Here is a 14,839-nt window from a genome sequence, read left to right as displayed (position 1 = left end):
AAAATCAGTCTATGAGTGCGCCGAGTAATGCACAATAGCGTGAGAGGGGAAGGTCGTTGTGCCAGCAAAGAGTAAACGAAAAAGGGACGGCGAATTTAGGCTGTTCATCGGCGGATGCAACGGTGATGGGGCGCAATAACAACCCACTGCAGCAAAAAACAGCGGGTTGTCGTTAGCATTAGAAAACTTGTTTGAAGGGTTTCACCGTCACGTCACCATAAACGCCGGCCGCGACGTAAGGATCTTGCTCCGCCCAGGCTTGAGCATCCGCCAGCGAGGCGAACTCCGCAATGACCGTGGAACCGCTAAAACCGGCGCTGCCCGGATCGTTGCTGTCAATGGCGGGGTTGGGGCCGGCAACCACCAGACGACCTTCATCACGCAACGCCTGCAGGCGTGCCAGGTGTGCCGGGCGTACCGACAGGCGGTTTTCCAATGAGTTGGGGACGTCTTGCGCGTAGATCAAATAAAGCATGTTTCACCTTTAAAATCATTGCTATAGAAGGGTGAATTTAAAGTATCGCAAAAGACGAGACAAGGGAATGCCCGCCCGTTGTAATTTAGCTGCGGCTGGCGCTTATGCCTTGAAGCCGCTAGTGTTTATTCGTATAGTGCGGCCGCGCGATTCATTGGACAAGGTTTGTGAGGTAGAAAGAAATGACGGAACTGGTTAGAGATAAACTCAACTTGCCCGAGGGCAAAAGCAAACTGCTGCTGCACTCTTGCTGCGCCCCCTGTTCCGGTGAGGTGATGGAAGCCATTCAGGCCTCCGGCATCGAATACGCCATTTTCTTCTATAACCCGAACATTCATCCGCAAAAAGAATATCTGCTGCGCAAAGACGAGAATATCCGTTTTGCCGAGCAGCACGGTATTCCCATCATTGACGCCGATTACGATACCGACAATTGGTTTGCTCGTGCCAAAGGCATGGAGCATGAACCCGAGCGCGGTATCCGTTGCACCATGTGCTTCGACATGCGTTTTGAACGCACCGCGCTGTATGCACATGAAAATGGCTATGACACCATTTCCAGCTCGCTGGGCATCTCCCGCTGGAAGAATATGCAACAAATCACCGACTGTGGCGTGCGTGCGGCAGAAAAATACCCGGAGCTGGAGTACTGGGATTACAACTGGCGTAAAAAAGGCGGGGCGTCGCGGATGATCGACATCAGCAAGCGCGAGCGTTTCTATCAGCAAGAATACTGCGGCTGTGTCTATTCGCTGCGCGACACCAACCTGCACCGCAAAGCGCAGGGTCGACCGCTGATCAAACTGGGCGTGCTGTATTACGGCGATGATGAATAACGCCGCATTGGTGATGAGTGACCCGCTACGGCGGGTTTTTTATTTTCAGCGGCGGTAAATCAGGTTAATGAAGCGTGTAAAAGCCTCAGTGAAAAGGCAAACGAAAGGTTAATATCCTCATGAGTTTGCAGGTTTTAGCGATGAATAATGACGATTAGAGCGATAGTTTGCCATTCGTTATTGAATATGATTGCTATTTGCATTTAAACTTGGCGAACCAGAGGAAACAGAATCATTATGCCGCTAAAAAAGATGTTCCTTAATCGCCGTTTGTCCGTGCCGATTGTCCTGTCCGTTGGCTTACATAGCGCCTTGGTGGGGGCCCTGCTTTATGCTTCTGTCAAGGAAGTGATGGAGCTGCCGAAACCTGAAGATGCGCCAATCAGCGTCATGATGGTCAATACCGCCGCGATGGCGGAGCCGCCGCCACCTGCGCCTGCCGAACCAGAGCCAGAACCGCAGGTGGAGCCTGAACCCGAGCCGGAACCGGAACCGATCCCGGAGCCACCGCCGAAAGCGATCCTCAAGCCTGAGCCGGTAAAACCCAAGCCGAAGCCAAAACCTAAGCCGAAGGTTGAAAAAAAGGTTAAGCGTGAACCGCAAAAAACCGAGCCGCGTGAGCCGTCGCCGTTTGAAAATAAAGAGCCGGCCAAGCCTATCGACAAGGCACCGGTGAAGCAGGCGCCGTCAGCGCCGGTTCAGGGGAATTCGCGTGATGTGGGGCCAAAACCGATCAGCCGCGCCGATCCGATTTATCCACCGCGCGCCAGAGCCTTGCAGATTGAAGGCAATGTGCGGGTGCAGTTCGATATCGACAGTGACGGCCGTGTGAGTAACGTGCGCATCCTGTCTGCGGAACCGCGCAATATGTTTGAGCGTGAGGTGAAACAGGCATTGCGTAAGTGGCGTTATGAAGCCAAAGAAGCGAAAGATCGCACCGTGAATATTCGCTTTAAAATTAACGGCACCACGGAAATGAACTGACCGACAGGTGGGTTCAGGTTGAATCAAGATAGGGGTCGCTACGGCGGCCCCTTTTGCTGCCCGAGCTCCGCCACTGCAGCAATAAAAAAGCCCAATGAAATTCATCGGGCTTCTTGAAACCGATCTTGGCGCTACGGCTTACTCTTCAAAACCCACACGGAAGTTCATCTTGCCATCAGGCAGGGCGCGTGAATTGCCTTCGTCGTCCACTGCGACATAGGTAAAGACCGCCTCGGTTGCGCGGTAGCGCTGACCAATGGGGGCAGAAGACACTTTCTTGACCCACACTTCGATATTGATGGTGATTGAGCTGCGTCCGGTACGGATACAGTGCGCATAGCAGCATACCACGTCACCCACGGCGACCGGTTTCAGGAAGGTCATGCCATCGACACGCACCGTGACTACGCGTCCCTCGGCAATTTCTTTTGCCTGAATGGCGCCACCGATGTCCATCTGCGACATCAGCCAGCCGCCAAAAATATCACCGTTGGCATTGGTATCTGCTGGCATCGCCAGCGTTCGCAGCACCATTTCGCCACTGGGTAAAGGTCGTTGTTGAGTCATAGCTGTCTGCTTATCAAAGAAGGGATTTCACTATACTGCCCGTAGCAAAGGCCACGGGCATTAACAATTTTGTAACTATTTTTTCTGTTCTTCCGGCATGTGCCGATAAATATAAACGCCGCTGAGCAGGGTAAATACCAGTGTCAGTGCGGTCAGGCCGAACACTTTAAAGTTAACCCAGACACTTTGCGGCAACCAGAAGGCGACGTAAATGTTCGCCAGGCCGCAGACCAGGAAGAATACCGCCCAGGCCAGATTGAGGTTGTTCCAGACTTTATCCGGTAGCGTCAGCTCTTTCCCCAGCATGCGTTGCACCAACGGCTTTTTGAGCACCAGTTGGCTGATCAGCAGAGCCAGTGCGAACAGGGTGTAGATGATCGTCACTTTCCACTTGATAAACAAATCGTTATGGAACACCAGCGTCAGAGTGCCGAACACCAGCACCATCAGGAAGGTGATCAGCGTCATCTTCTCGATTTTGCGGTACTTGAACCAGGTGAATACCAGCGCCAGGGCGGTGGCGACGATCAGCGCGCCAGAGGCAACGTAGATATCGTAGAGCTTATAAAATGCAAAAAAGACAATTAACGGGAGGAAATCAAGAAACTGCTTCATAAATCAATCCATCATCTGTTCATCGGCCGACTATACCGGATTTGGCGGGCTCTGTGTACCGCTGGGAAGTGCTGATTATCGGCGTTTGGCCGGCGGATTTCCGCCGTGAAAGCAGGAATTTGCATAAACTTACGATTGAGGTCGCGAGTTCGCTGCGGGCAGATTGCCAGCACGACATGGGCATCGCATGATACGCACAATAATAGCCGGATAATTTATAACGGAAAACAGTTTATGCAGTGGAAATCCCTCCAGGCGCTAACGCCCGGTTTGACGCATTTATTAGGGTATCAGCGCAGTTGGCTCAAACCGGACCTTCGCGCCGGGCTTTCCGTTGCCGCCGTGGCATTGCCGGTGGCGATTGCCTACGCCGAGTTGGCGGGTGTCAGCCCAGTGGTGGGGCTTTATTCCTGTATTTTACCGATGATCGCCTATGCGTTCTTCGGTTCTTCGCGCCAGCTTATTGTGGGGCCGGATGCCGCCACCTGTGCGGTTATTGCCGCCGTGGTAACGCCGTTGGCCGCGGGCAATATGGAGCGACACTGGCAGCTCACCATTATGATGACGGCGATGATGGGCGCATGGTGTCTGTTGGCCAGCCGCTTCAAGCTGGGGGCACTGGCCGACTTGCTCTCGCGGCCGATACTCAATGGGTTGCTCAACGGCGTGGCGATTACCATCATTGCCGATCAAATTGGCAAAGTACTGGGTTTTGGCGTGCATCCGGCGCAGTTAATTGAACGAATCTACGCATTGCCGGGCAACCTGATGCACAGCGATGTATTGACCATCGCGGTTTCGTTGCTGACGTTAGTGACGCTGATCGGGTTCAAAAAATGGCGTCCCAACTGGCCGGCGCCGCTATTCGCCATCGTTCTGGCGACTTTCGTCACCTGGGCGTGCGGGCTGCAGCAGCATGGCGTGGTGACGGTGGGCGGTTTTAGCGACGTGCTGCCGATAGTGCAGTGGCCGGATTTCCAGCCGGGTTTGCTGCGCGATATGGTGATCCCGGCGCTTAACCTGGCGGTAGTGAGCTTTGTCAGTATGATGCTGACCGCCCGCAGCTTTGCGGCCAAGAACGGCTATGAGGTTAACGCCGACGCGGAATTCCGCGCGCTCGGGCTGGTGAACATCGTCTCGGCGCTATCGCAGGGCTTTGCCATCAGTGGGGCGGATTCGCGCACGGCGGTCAATGATGCTAACGGGGGCAAGAGCCAACTGGTGTCGATCATTGCGGCGGGGGTGATTGCCTTCGTGCTGCTGTTCCTGATGGCACCCTTGCAGTTTATTCCGGTGGCAGGGTTGGGGGTGGTACTGATGTACGCCGCCTGGTCGCTGTTGGATATCCGTGGTATCTGGATTATGCGGCGCCGTAATGCTCAGGCCTTCAGGCTGGCGATGTTTACTTTCCTCTGCGTGTTGCTGGTGGGGGTCATTAGCGGCATTGGCCTGGCAGTATTACTGGGATTGATGCAGTTCTTGCGCACGGTATTCCGCCCGACGGAACAGCTGCTGGGCGTCAATGACGAAGGCATGATCCACTCGATGGGCAACAATAACGGCATCAAGGCAGTGCCGGGCGTGATGATGTATCGCTTCAATTCACCGCTGACCTATTTCAATGTGGCGTACTTCAAACGACGCATCCTGAACCTGGTAGACAGCACGCCATTTCAACCGCGTTGGGTGGTGGTGGACGCCGTTGCCAGTTTTACCCATGCGGATATCAGCGTACTGGCGGCTATCGACGAATTGAAACGCGATTTGTTACAGCGTAACGTAAAGCTGGTGCTGGCGGGACGGCGAACCGAGCTGACACGCTGGTTCCGCATCAATCGGATGGGGCGCGATCGGGAATTAATACTGGTACCGGATCTTTATCTGGCGCTGAAGCTGATTCAAAGCAAGGAGCAGGCGGATCCGGCCGCGGCCCCATAAACAAAAAGGCACGCCGAAGCGTGCCTTTTGATACCGACCGGAAGATTAGCTTCGCAGCAGCATATACAGACGGAACAGGTAAATCAGCAACAGGGCGGAAACCAGGTTGCTCAGTGCGGTCAGCACCACGCTGGCGACGTTCGGGGTCAGCACCGACAGGTGGCTCACCATAAACAGCACCAGCAGCTTGGCCGCCAGCCACAGCATCATTGCCGGAACAATCACGCGCGCATTGGCGAAAGCCAGTTTGCAGCTCAGCTTGATCGAAGCGAACACACCTTTCTTGTCGGCGGTGGTGATCACCGGCGCCAGCGAGAAGGCAATCGCCATGATCACACCTGGCACGACAAACAGCGTCAGGCCCAGTTGGATCAACAACGTGCAGATAAACAGCAGCAGCAGCAAACGTGGCAGTTCCGGTGCGGAAGCCCCAATAGCGCGCAGGGCGCTGAGGCGTTGCCCCTGGGAAACCAGGCGAACCAGCGTCAGCATCCCGCCCACCAGCAGCACGTTACCCACCAACGCAGAGAAAGTGGCGGCGGCTGATACCTTCAATAACACCATCTGCTGCTCAGGCGTCATTTGTTGAATGATTTCCTGGATCCCCATACCGGCGGATGCAGCAAAATCACCTTCCGTTGCACTCAGGATCTTTAGCTGCTCGATGTCAGGGCTGAAAGCCTGATTGAGCAGCACAGAAATGAATGCGGTCAACAGCGCCAGTATCAGGATACTGGCCAGTTGGTTACGGAAAAAATTAAAACTGTCACGGTACAACGTGTTGGCCGTGATGGGCATGCAGACTCCTTGGCATCGAGAAACAGAGATAAATCAAAATCAGTGGGCGATTGTACCCTGTTCCACGTCGCTGTGGCACCCCGCGAATTGCACTACGGCTATTTCTTCGGCGATCGTGGTACTCGGTAAAGTCAGCGGCAGGGAAACCGGCAATGGCGGCAGGCCATAACGTTCGCGAGCACGGTCGCAGGCTTCGTTACGCAGGCCATTCTCTCCCGACTGATCGAACTCACGGCAGGGGCTGGGGCGGTTGAGATAAATAGAACAGGAAACTGCTTTGCCGATTTCGCCGTCGAGTGCGGTACAGCGCGGGGACTTGCTGTTGGTCCCCTGCATACAGCGCAGGAAGGGGGTTAACGGTTCTGTTAGGGATAAAGGAACCACGCCGCCGCCATCTTCCGCTTCGGCCCAATAGAATGACACTCGAAAATAGCCGCAGCATGCGCCGCAACTGACACAGGGATTTAGAATTTCGCTCATCTTGATTGCCCGCCGACTCCTTACGACACCAACCAAAACCAACACGGAAGATGAAATTACGCAGCGGCGTTTTTTTTAGCAACTGAAATTTGAACATGTAAATAATTTGCAACAAAAGGCGTTTTTTGATTCAGATCAATTCTCGATTTATTAGCCTCTTAGGTAACCTTGTTTTTAGTAGGAATTAAAATTTTTACACATAAGATGTGATCTCGATGGGATCATAAATACCCGTAAGTAGGTATATTCCCCTGGATGATAACCACACAAATGGAATGGATAATGAAAAAGACAACTCTGGTGGTATTGGCGGCGATGATGGCCCCTATGTTGGCAAGTGCGCATCAGGCAGGAGACTTTCTTTTCCGCGCAGGTTCTGCAACGGTACGGCCAAATGCCGGATCGGATGACGTACTGGGACAGGGCTCATTCAGTGCCAATAACAATACCCAGCTTGGCCTGACCTTCGGGTATATGGTCACGGACAATATTGGCGTCGAACTGCTGGCCGCAACGCCGTTTCGCCATAAAGTAGGTTTGAACGGTAAAGCCGTGAACGGTGATATCGCCACGGTGCACGATTTACCGCCGAGCCTGATGGCGCAGTATTACTTTGGCGACAAGCAGGACAAACTGCGCCCGTACCTGGGGCTGGGGGTTAACTACACCACCTTCTTCGATGAAAAATTCAATGACAACGGCAAAGATGCCGGGTTGAGCAACCTGAGTTTGAAAGATTCCTGGGGCGTGGCCGCGCAGGCGGGCCTGGATTACAACCTGGATGAACACTGGATGCTGAACATGTCAGTCTGGTGGATGAACATCGAGACCAAAACGCGCTTTGACGATGCGGCCGGTAATCATCACAGTATTGATACGCGCTTGGATCCGTGGGTGTTTATGTTCGGGGCGGGTTATCGTTTCTGATAGCGGTGAAACAGGGAGGCGCACGCAGCGCCTCCGTTTTACTTTTACTTGATTTGCATGACGTTCTCGACGGATTTCACACCCGCTACGCCGCGTGTCACCTGTACCGCACGGTTGGCATCGGCGCTCGAGCTGACAAAGCCGCTCAGTTGCACACGACCTTTAAAGGTCTCGACGCTGATTTCGGTAGATTTGATGGTTTTATCCGCCAGCAGCGCTGACTTCACTTTGGTCGTCACAACCGTGTCATCAATATAACCGCCAGTCCCTTCAGATTTCGCTGTTGGCGCGCAGGCACTCACTGCGAATGCCACAACGGCAGCCATGCATAAGACCGAAAGGGTTTTAAATAGCTTCATAAATTACTCTCCATGCAATGTTATTGTTGAAACTACATTCGGGTTTTCACCTGAAGACGTAGCGCACTTCTCAAAAGACCGCTCAAAATAAAGAAATGCCCGACGCGCAACGCTAAGTGTGAAACAAGAATTGGGTTTGTTCAAACTTTAGATGTAAAAAAATCATATAACTTTGAGGGGAAACAAGATGTTATCGGCGGACGCAATGCTCTGCGCCCGCCGTTGGAGCATTATGCCCGGGTCGCCGCTTTCATTTCACGGACAAAACTTGCCAGTTTCGTCAGCATTTCTGCCGGATTGGCTTGGTTTTGCTCGATAATCTTGACGATGGCCGAGCCGGATATCGCCCCTGCCGCCCCGGCCTGCAGGGCATCACGCACCTGCGTCGGTTCTGAAATGCCAAATCCCTGCAGTGGGGGGGCCGCATGGTATTCATGCAGTTTGCTCACCAGGTGATGAAGGGGCAATTCAGCACGGCTTTCGGTACCGGTGACGCCCGCGCGTGACAACAGATAGGTATAACCCCGGCCGTGTGAGGCAATCTCACGCAGTAAATCGTCGTCTGCATTGGGTGGGCAGATAAAGATAGGGGCGATGCCGTGGCGCGTTGCCGCAGCACGGAAGGGCGCAGACTCTTCGTATGGCACGTCGGCAATCAGCACCGAATCAACGCCGACTTCGGCACAGCGTTGGTAAAATGCATCAATGCCTTTATGGAACACCAGATTGGCGTACATCAGCAGGCCGATAGGAATGGTCGGATGCTTCTCACGGATAGCCGCCAGCATTTCGAAGCACTGGGTTGGCGTCACGCCAGAGGCAAAAGCGCGCAGCGCAGCGCTTTGGATAGTCGGGCCGTCGGCCAGCGGATCGGAGAACGGAATGCCCAGTTCCAGCGCATCTGCGCCGGCTTCAACCAGGATATCGACGATCTGCAATGAAAGAGCCGGGTTCGGATCGCCCAGAGTCACGAACGGGACGAATGCGCCTTCTTTGTGACTTGCCAGGCGGTCGAACAGGTGCTGGTAACGTTCCATCAGATTTCTCCCCGAGCTTTCAGAATGTCGTGAACGGTAAATATGTCTTTGTCGCCGCGGCCGGACAGGTTAACCACCAGGATCTGTTCTTTTTGCGGCGTTTCACGGATCATTTTCAGTGCATGAGCCAAGGCATGGGAAGACTCCAGCGCCGGGATAATCCCTTCGCTACGCGACAGCGCCTTGAATGCATCCAGCGCTTCATCATCGGTAATGGACACGTATTCAGCCCGGCCGATGCTGTTCAGATAGGCGTGTTGCGGCCCGACAGAAGGGAAGTCCAGCCCGGCGGAAATGGAGTAGGACTCTTCGATCTGGCCTTCGGAAGTCTGCATCATCGGCGCTTTCATACCGAAATAGATGCCGACGTGGCCGTGCTTCAGCGGTGCGCCGTGCTGACCGGTTTCAATACCCAGGCCGGCAGGTTCGACGCCGATCAGGCCAACGCTGGTGTCGTCGATAAAATCGGCAAACATGCCGATGGCGTTGGAACCGCCCCCAACGCATGCCAGCACGGCATCCGGCAGGCGGCCTTCGCGTTCCAGCATCTGCGCTTTGGTTTCTTCGCCGATCATGCGCTGGAATTCACGCACGATAGTTGGATACGGGTGCGGACCTGCTGCGGTACCCAACATATAGTGGGCGGTTTCATAGCTGCCGGACCAGTCGCGCAGCGCTTCGTTACAGGCGTCTTTCAGCGTAGAGGAGCCACTGTGCACCGGGATCACTTCCGCGCCCATCAGACGCATACGGAAGACATTGGGTGACTGGCGCTCAATATCTTTGGCGCCCATATAAATACGGCACTTCAGACCGAGCAAGGCACAGGCCAGTGCCGAGGCTACGCCATGCTGACCGGCGCCGGTCTCGGCGATGATTTCGGTTTTGCCCATGCGCTTGGCCAACAGCGCCTGACCCAATACCTGGTTGGTTTTGTGCGCACCGCCGTGCAGCAGATCTTCACGCTTCAGATACAGCTTGGTTTTGGTACCGGCGGTGAGATTTTTGCACAGCGTCAGGGCTGTCGGGCGACCGGCGTAGTTTTTCAACAGGTCGATAAATTCAGCCTGGAACTCAGGGTCGCGCTGGGCGCTGACGAAGGCTTCTTCCAGTTGTTTTAAGGCCGGCATCAGAATCTGCGGCACATATTGGCCACCAAATTCGCCGAAGTAGGGGTTAAGCAGCGTCATTATAGTTCCCGTTATTATCCGTTAATCATGTTTAGTAAGCGCGCAGGGTCTGGAATACCGCCGCCAGGCGGGCAGGATCCTTAATGCCGGGTTGGCTCTCAACGCCGGAGTTAAAGTCCAGACCGGCACAGCCGAGTTTGGCTGCGTCAACACAGTTGTCTGCGCCCAGGCCACCGGCCAGCATCACGTTTTCCAGGTTTTCGCCGTGCAATACCGACCAGTCGAAACGCTGGCCGGTGCCACCCGCACCGTTATCCAGCAGATAGCGGTCAACGTGCTGCAAATCGCGCTTGGGCAAATGGTCTTTCACGCTCAGCGCTTTCCAAATCTGGCATTCGGCAGGCAGTTCGGCGCGCAGGGCGCTGATATAGGCCTGATCTTCGGCACCGTGCAACTGCACCGCTTTCAGCCCCAGGCGTTCGACCGTCTTAACCAGGGTTTCTACCTGCGCATCGCAGAACACGCCGACATATTTCAGTGGCGCACCCGAGATAACCTCCCGTGCGCGATTAATATCGACATAGCGCGGTGAGCGCCCGACAAAAATCAGCCCGCCGTAGACCGCGCCGGCCTGATAGGCCGCGCTGGCATCCTGAGGACGGGTCAGTCCGCAGACTTTGTTGTCGCCCAGGATCACCCGACGCACGGCGGCGCGCAGGTCATTTTCCGACATCAATGCGCTGCCGATCAGGAAGCCATTGGCAAAGTGGCTCAATTCGCGGATCTGGCCGTAATTGTTGATGCCGGATTCGCTGATCACCGTTACACCGTGCGGAACGCGGGGCGCCAACTGACGAGTGCGATCCAGATCGATACTCAGGTCGCGCAAATCGCGATTATTGATACCGACCACGGGCGCTTCCAGAGCAATGGCCCGTTGCAGTTCTTCTTCGCTGATCACTTCGGTCAGCACGCCCATGTTCAGGCTGTGCGCCACCGCCGCCAACTGACGGTACTGATCGTCGTTCAGCACTGACAGCATCAGCAGAATGGCGTCGGCCTGATAGAAGCGCGCCAGATAGATCTGATACGGGTCGATAATAAAATCTTTGCACAGCACCGGCTGTGTCACCGTCTTGCTGACCAGCGGCAGAAAATCGAAGCTGCCCTGGAAGTATTTTTCGTCGGTCAGCACCGAAATCGCCGAGGCAAAATCTTTGTAGACCGAGGCAATCTCCACGGGATCGAAATTCTCGCGGATCAACCCTTTGGAAGGGGATGCCTTTTTGCATTCAAGAATAAACGCCGTTCTGGCTCCCTGCAGCGCGTGATAAAAACCACGTTCGCTTGGGACGATTTCATTTTGAAAACTGGCCAGTGGCTGTTGTTGCTGTCGTGCTGCGACCCATTGCGCTTTGTCACGAACAATCTTGTTGAGCACGGTTTCCTGCATCATTTATCCTCTTGCTGCCAGTGCGGTTACGCGCTCGTAAGCTTTCCCGCTGTGAATCATGTCCAGTGCCTGCTGCGCGTTTTGGCGCAGGTCTTCATGCCCGAATAACTTCAGCAGCAGCGCCACGTTAGCGGCTACCGCAGCGGCGTGCGCCGGGTCACCTTTACCTTGTAACAACCTTGCCAGAATGTCACGGTTTTCTTCCGGCGAGCCGCCCAGCAGGGCCTCCAGCGGGTAGCTTTGCAACCCGAAGGACTGTGGCGTCAACTGATAGCTTTCAATCTCGCCATTGTTCAATTCGGCCACATGGGTCGCGCTATGGATCGCCACTTCATCCATGCCACCGCCGTGCACCACGGCTGCCCGCTGATAACCCAACACGCGCAGGGTTTCGGCAATCGGCAGCACCAGTTCCGGGCTGTAAACGCCGATCAGCGCCAGCGGTGGACGCGCCGGGTTGATCAGTGGGCCAAGCACGTTGAACACCGTGCGGGTCTTCAACTGTTGGCGTACCGGCATCGCATGACGGAAACCGGTGTGATACTGCGGAGCAAACAGGAAGCACACGCCCAGGTCGTCCAGCGCTTGACGTGCCTGTTCCGCCGGCAAGTCCAGGCGAATACCGAACGCCGCCAGCAGATCCGACGATCCGGACCGGCTGGACACGCTGCGGTTGCCGTGTTTGGCCACTTTGGCGCCGCACGCCGCGGCTACGAAGGCGCTGGCGGTGGAAATATTAATGCTGTTGGTGCCGTCGCCGCCGGTACCCACGATATCGGCAAACGGATAGTCCGGGCGTGGGAACGGCAGGGCATCGGCCAGCAGCGCTTTGGCGGCACCGGCGATCTCTTCCGGGCGTTCGCCGCGAATCTTCATGCTGATCAGCGCTGCGGCCAATTGGCTTGGCTCAAGCTCGCCGCGAACAATGGCGCTGAACAACTGCTGGCTTTCCTGCTGGTTCATCGACTCTGAACGGTACAGTTTTTCAAGAATAGTTTGCATCGTCGTTTCCTCTCGTTATTTCGCCAGCGCCCAGGCCAGAGTTTGCTCAAGCAAACGCGCGCCGTGGGTGGTCAGGATCGATTCCGGATGGAATTGGAAACCGCATACACGATGCTGGTCATTACGTACTGCCATCACCATCTCGCCAAAATGGGCGTTAACGGTGAGTTCGGCCGGGATGTTGCTGCCTACCAGGGAGTGATAACGGGCCACTGGCAAGGGGTTTACCATGCCGGCAAACATCCCTTCGCCATCGTGGCTGATCGCCGAAGCCTTGCCGTGCAGGATCTCACCGGCCTGACCGACGTGGCCGCCATAGGCTTCCACAATGGCCTGATGCCCCAGACAGATACCGATAATCGGTAACTGGCCGCGCAGGCGCTGCAACAGCTCAGGCATGCAACCGGCTTCGGCCGGAGTCCCTGGGCCGGGTGACAGCATCAGCACCGGCTGGGTCAACTGCTGCAGGCGCTCGATAATCACCTCGGCAGAAATTTGGTTGCGGTAAATCACCACCTGATGACCGCTGGCGCGCAGCTGATCGACCAGGTTGTAGGTAAAGGAATCAACGTTATCGAGCAGTAAGATATCGGCCATCAGAACACCTCCTTGGCTTGATGCGCACTGGCGATGGCGCGCAGCACGGCACGTGCCTTATTACGGGTTTCATCGGCTTCCGCCTGAGGAACAGAGTCCAGCACCACGCCGGCCCCGGCTTGCACGGTGGCAATGCCGTCTTCAACGTACGCGGAGCGGATGACAATACAGGTATCCAAATCACCGGTGGCGGTGAAATAACCTACCGCGCCGCCGTAGCTGCCGCGACGGGTGCCTTCAGAGGCGGCGATCAACTGCATGGCGCGCACTTTAGGTGCACCGCTCAGGGTGCCCATGTTCATGCAGGCCTGATAGGCGTGCAGCACGTCAAGGTCGGCACGCAAGGTGCCGATCACCCGGGAAACCAGGTGCATCACGAAAGAGTAGCGGTCCACTTTGGTCAGGTCGGCCACGTAGCGGCTGCCGGCCTGACAAATCCGCGCCAGATCGTTACGCGCCAGATCGACCAGCATCAGGTGCTCGGCCAGCTCTTTATGGTCGGTACGCATTTCCAGCTCGATACGGCTGTCCAGATCCAGGTCCAGTGAACCGTCGGCACGACGGCCGCGTGGGCGGGTACCGGCAATCGGGTAGATTTCAATCTGACGGTTGTTGGCGTCGTATTTCAAGGCACTTTCCGGTGACGCGCCGAACAGGGTGAATTCGTCATCCTGCATAAAGAACATGTATGGGCTTGGGTTGTTGTCCTTCAGCGTCTGGTACGCGGCCAGCGGGGCCGGGCAGGGCAGAGAGAAACGACGTGACGGAACTACCTGGAAAATTTCGCCCTGACGAATGGCCTGCTGCAGCTCGCTGACCACCGCACCGTATTCTTCATCGGTTTGGTTGCAGCTCAGTTGCATGTTTTCCAGTGTCTGATGCGGGATCGGCTGCGGAGTCTGTTTCAATTGAACCTGCAGCTGTTCCAGACGCAGTTGCAAGCGCAGCTCCTCGGCCGGGTCGGCCGTGAATACACTGGCCTGCAGCCGGGCGACGCCGCGCTGGTGATCCAGCACCAGCAGGGTTTCCGCCAGATAGAAGCAGAAGTCCGGGCAGCGCTGATCCTGGCGCAGTGCCGGCAGGTCTTCAAAACCGGCGACCAAATCGTAGGCAAACAGACCACCGAGCATCACCGCTTCACGTTCGTCGGCGGGAGAATCCACCAGTGTCAGCAGGGTACGCAGCGCATCAAAGACCGACAGCGAACGCAGGCGAGCGTCTTCATCCTGGACTGCGTCAATCAGCGGGAATGTCAGTTCACGGCCGTTAGGTCGTACCTGAATCTGTACTTCCGGCGGCAGCGCCTCATCCAACAGCGGCAGCATCGCCGCCCCGTTGGCGGTCAGCGCCTGCAGCGTGACGCTGCGGCCCAGTGCGGTAATGCGCAGGGCACTGTCGATCACCAGCAGGCTTTGCAGGTTTTGCTTACTGTTGATTTCAGCGGACTCCAACAGCAACGTAGCCGGGCGAGCGCCACACAACTGGTGGAAAATGGTGGTCGGATCGCCCCGGTAACTGGCCTCCGCCTTCAGTAATTTAAGCTGTGGTTTGATGTTCATCATGGGTATTCCAGTTAAAATTTGTCCATAAAAAAGCCCGCGTTACCAGCGGGCTTAGGGAATCTGCAGTGTCAGATGACAG

14 protein-coding genes, 1 pseudogene and 1 other annotated feature (1 of these 16 running past the window's edge) are annotated in these 14,839 nt (G+C 55.7%); of the genes and pseudogenes, 4 read left to right on the top strand and 11 right to left on the bottom strand.

Annotated elements, in window-relative coordinates; all coding sequences use genetic code 11:
* Positions 1-178: 178 nt before the first annotated feature.
* Positions 179-475: a YciI family protein gene (locus tag ACGS9J_RS01290; protein ID WP_004945285.1), complete on the bottom strand. Its 297-nt coding sequence runs from the start codon at positions 473-475 to the stop codon at positions 179-181.
* Between the two features lie 182 nt (positions 476-657).
* On the opposite strand from ACGS9J_RS01290, the gene ACGS9J_RS01285 reads away from it, so the two are divergent.
* Together ACGS9J_RS01285 and tonB are read left to right on the top strand one after the other, a co-directional pair.
* Positions 658-1,311: an epoxyqueuosine reductase QueH gene (locus ACGS9J_RS01285; protein ID WP_442229301.1), complete on the top strand. Its 654-nt coding sequence runs from the start codon at positions 658-660 to the stop codon at positions 1,309-1,311.
* Between the two features lie 237 nt (positions 1,312-1,548).
* Entirely contained in the window at positions 1,549-2,295 is a 747-nt protein-coding gene (tonB, locus tag ACGS9J_RS01280; RefSeq protein WP_442229300.1) for a TonB system transport protein TonB, read from the top strand.
* A gap of 138 nt (positions 2,296-2,433) precedes the next feature.
* Here the strand turns inward: tonB and yciA are convergent, their stop codons facing one another.
* Positions 2,434-2,862 (bottom strand): acyl-CoA thioester hydrolase YciA, encoded by a 429-nt coding sequence (yciA, locus tag ACGS9J_RS01275; protein WP_012145405.1) that lies wholly within the window; start codon positions 2,860-2,862, stop codon positions 2,434-2,436.
* Between the two features lie 75 nt (positions 2,863-2,937).
* A complete protein-coding gene (locus tag ACGS9J_RS01270; protein WP_044551680.1) occupies positions 2,938-3,477 on the bottom strand; it encodes a septation protein A in 540 nt (179 codons plus the stop codon).
* Positions 3,478-3,711: 234 nt separating this feature from the next.
* On the opposite strand from ACGS9J_RS01270, the gene ACGS9J_RS01265 reads away from it, so the two are divergent.
* Positions 3,712-5,415: a SulP family inorganic anion transporter gene (locus tag ACGS9J_RS01265; RefSeq protein ID WP_442229299.1), complete on the top strand. Its 1,704-nt coding sequence runs from the start codon at positions 3,712-3,714 to the stop codon at positions 5,413-5,415.
* 45 nt (positions 5,416-5,460) lie between these two features.
* Here ACGS9J_RS01265 and ACGS9J_RS01260 read toward each other — a convergent pair whose 3' ends face one another.
* Together ACGS9J_RS01260 and ACGS9J_RS01255 are read right to left on the bottom strand one after the other, a co-directional pair.
* Complete coding sequence (locus ACGS9J_RS01260) at positions 5,461-6,213, bottom strand: YciC family protein (protein ID WP_442229298.1); 753 nt, start codon at positions 6,211-6,213, stop codon at positions 5,461-5,463.
* A gap of 39 nt (positions 6,214-6,252) precedes the next feature.
* A complete protein-coding gene (locus tag ACGS9J_RS01255) occupies positions 6,253-6,693 on the bottom strand; it encodes a YkgJ family cysteine cluster protein (protein ID WP_442229297.1) in 441 nt (146 codons plus the stop codon).
* 282 nt (positions 6,694-6,975) lie between these two features.
* Here ACGS9J_RS01255 and ompW point away from each other — a divergent pair, with 282 nt between their 5' ends.
* Entirely contained in the window at positions 6,976-7,620 is a 645-nt protein-coding gene (gene ompW / locus ACGS9J_RS01250) for an outer membrane protein OmpW (protein ID WP_442229296.1), read from the top strand.
* A gap of 44 nt (positions 7,621-7,664) precedes the next feature.
* Here ompW and ACGS9J_RS01245 read toward each other — a convergent pair whose 3' ends face one another.
* The 6 genes and pseudogenes from ACGS9J_RS01245 to ACGS9J_RS01220 all read right to left on the bottom strand — a co-directional run bounded on the left by ACGS9J_RS01245 (position 7,665) and on the right by ACGS9J_RS01220 (position 14,760).
* Positions 7,665-7,979 (bottom strand): BON domain-containing protein, encoded by a 315-nt coding sequence (locus ACGS9J_RS01245; RefSeq protein WP_442229295.1) that lies wholly within the window; start codon positions 7,977-7,979, stop codon positions 7,665-7,667.
* A 230-nt stretch (positions 7,980-8,209) separates the two neighbouring features.
* The gene (trpA, locus tag ACGS9J_RS01240; protein WP_442229294.1) at positions 8,210-9,016 is read right to left on the bottom strand and encodes a tryptophan synthase subunit alpha; all 807 of its coding nucleotides are present in this window, start codon (positions 9,014-9,016) and stop codon (positions 8,210-8,212) included.
* Positions 9,016-10,209: a tryptophan synthase subunit beta gene (gene trpB, locus ACGS9J_RS01235; RefSeq protein WP_172479814.1), complete on the bottom strand. Its 1,194-nt coding sequence runs from the start codon at positions 10,207-10,209 to the stop codon at positions 9,016-9,018. Before trpB ends, trpA begins: the two co-directional genes overlap by 1 nt.
* A 28-nt stretch (positions 10,210-10,237) precedes the next feature.
* Positions 10,238-11,599, bottom strand: coding sequence for a bifunctional indole-3-glycerol-phosphate synthase TrpC/phosphoribosylanthranilate isomerase TrpF (gene trpCF, locus ACGS9J_RS01230; protein ID WP_442229955.1), 1,362 nt, complete (start codon positions 11,597-11,599; stop codon positions 10,238-10,240).
* A gap of 3 nt (positions 11,600-11,602) precedes the next feature.
* A pseudogene (trpD, locus tag ACGS9J_RS01225) lies at positions 11,603-13,198 on the bottom strand (bifunctional anthranilate synthase glutamate amidotransferase component TrpG/anthranilate phosphoribosyltransferase TrpD).
* On the bottom strand, positions 13,198-14,760 hold the full coding sequence (locus ACGS9J_RS01220) for an anthranilate synthase component 1 (RefSeq protein WP_442229293.1): 1,563 nt from the start codon (positions 14,758-14,760) through the stop codon (positions 13,198-13,200). Before ACGS9J_RS01220 ends, trpD begins: the two are co-directional and overlap by 1 nt.
* A gap of 24 nt (positions 14,761-14,784) precedes the next feature.
* Positions 14,785-14,839: a sequence feature (Trp leader region), on the bottom strand (it continues 49 nt past the right edge of the window).

Origin of the sequence: Serratia quinivorans, from assembly GCF_052113645.1 — a bacterium.
GTDB classification, from domain to species: domain Bacteria; phylum Pseudomonadota; class Gammaproteobacteria; order Enterobacterales; family Enterobacteriaceae; genus Serratia; species Serratia quinivorans_B.
The sequence above is the reverse complement of the archived record's forward strand: the minus strand, read 5'-3'. Positions and strand labels throughout refer to the sequence as shown.

Bases quoted from the DNA above. Each gene is read 5' to 3' on its own strand.
- ACGS9J_RS01245 (WP_442229295.1), bottom strand. From the start codon at position 7,979: ATGAAGCTATTTAAAACCCTTTCGGTCTTATGCATGGCTGCCGTTGTG.
- ACGS9J_RS01270 (WP_044551680.1), bottom strand. From the start codon at position 3,477: ATGAAGCAGTTTCTTGATTTCCTCCCGTTAATTGTCTTTTTTGCATTT.
- tonB (WP_442229300.1), top strand. From the start codon at position 1,549: ATGCCGCTAAAAAAGATGTTCCTTAATCGCCGTTTGTCCGTGCCGATT.
- ACGS9J_RS01290 (WP_004945285.1), bottom strand. From the start codon at position 475: ATGCTTTATTTGATCTACGCGCAAGACGTCCCCAACTCATTGGAAAAC.
- ompW (WP_442229296.1), top strand. From the start codon at position 6,976: ATGAAAAAGACAACTCTGGTGGTATTGGCGGCGATGATGGCCCCTATG.
- ACGS9J_RS01255 (WP_442229297.1), bottom strand. From the start codon at position 6,693: ATGAGCGAAATTCTAAATCCCTGTGTCAGTTGCGGCGCATGCTGCGGC.
- ACGS9J_RS01285 (WP_442229301.1), top strand. From the start codon at position 658: ATGACGGAACTGGTTAGAGATAAACTCAACTTGCCCGAGGGCAAAAGC.
- trpCF (WP_442229955.1), bottom strand. From the start codon at position 11,599: ATGCAGGAAACCGTGCTCAACAAGATTGTTCGTGACAAAGCGCAATGG.
- trpA (WP_442229294.1), bottom strand. From the start codon at position 9,016: ATGGAACGTTACCAGCACCTGTTCGACCGCCTGGCAAGTCACAAAGAA.
- ACGS9J_RS01260 (WP_442229298.1), bottom strand. From the start codon at position 6,213: ATGCCCATCACGGCCAACACGTTGTACCGTGACAGTTTTAATTTTTTC.
- ACGS9J_RS01265 (WP_442229299.1), top strand. From the start codon at position 3,712: ATGCAGTGGAAATCCCTCCAGGCGCTAACGCCCGGTTTGACGCATTTA.
- yciA (WP_012145405.1), bottom strand. From the start codon at position 2,862: ATGACTCAACAACGACCTTTACCCAGTGGCGAAATGGTGCTGCGAACG.
- ACGS9J_RS01220 (WP_442229293.1), bottom strand. From the start codon at position 14,760: ATGATGAACATCAAACCACAGCTTAAATTACTGAAGGCGGAGGCCAGT.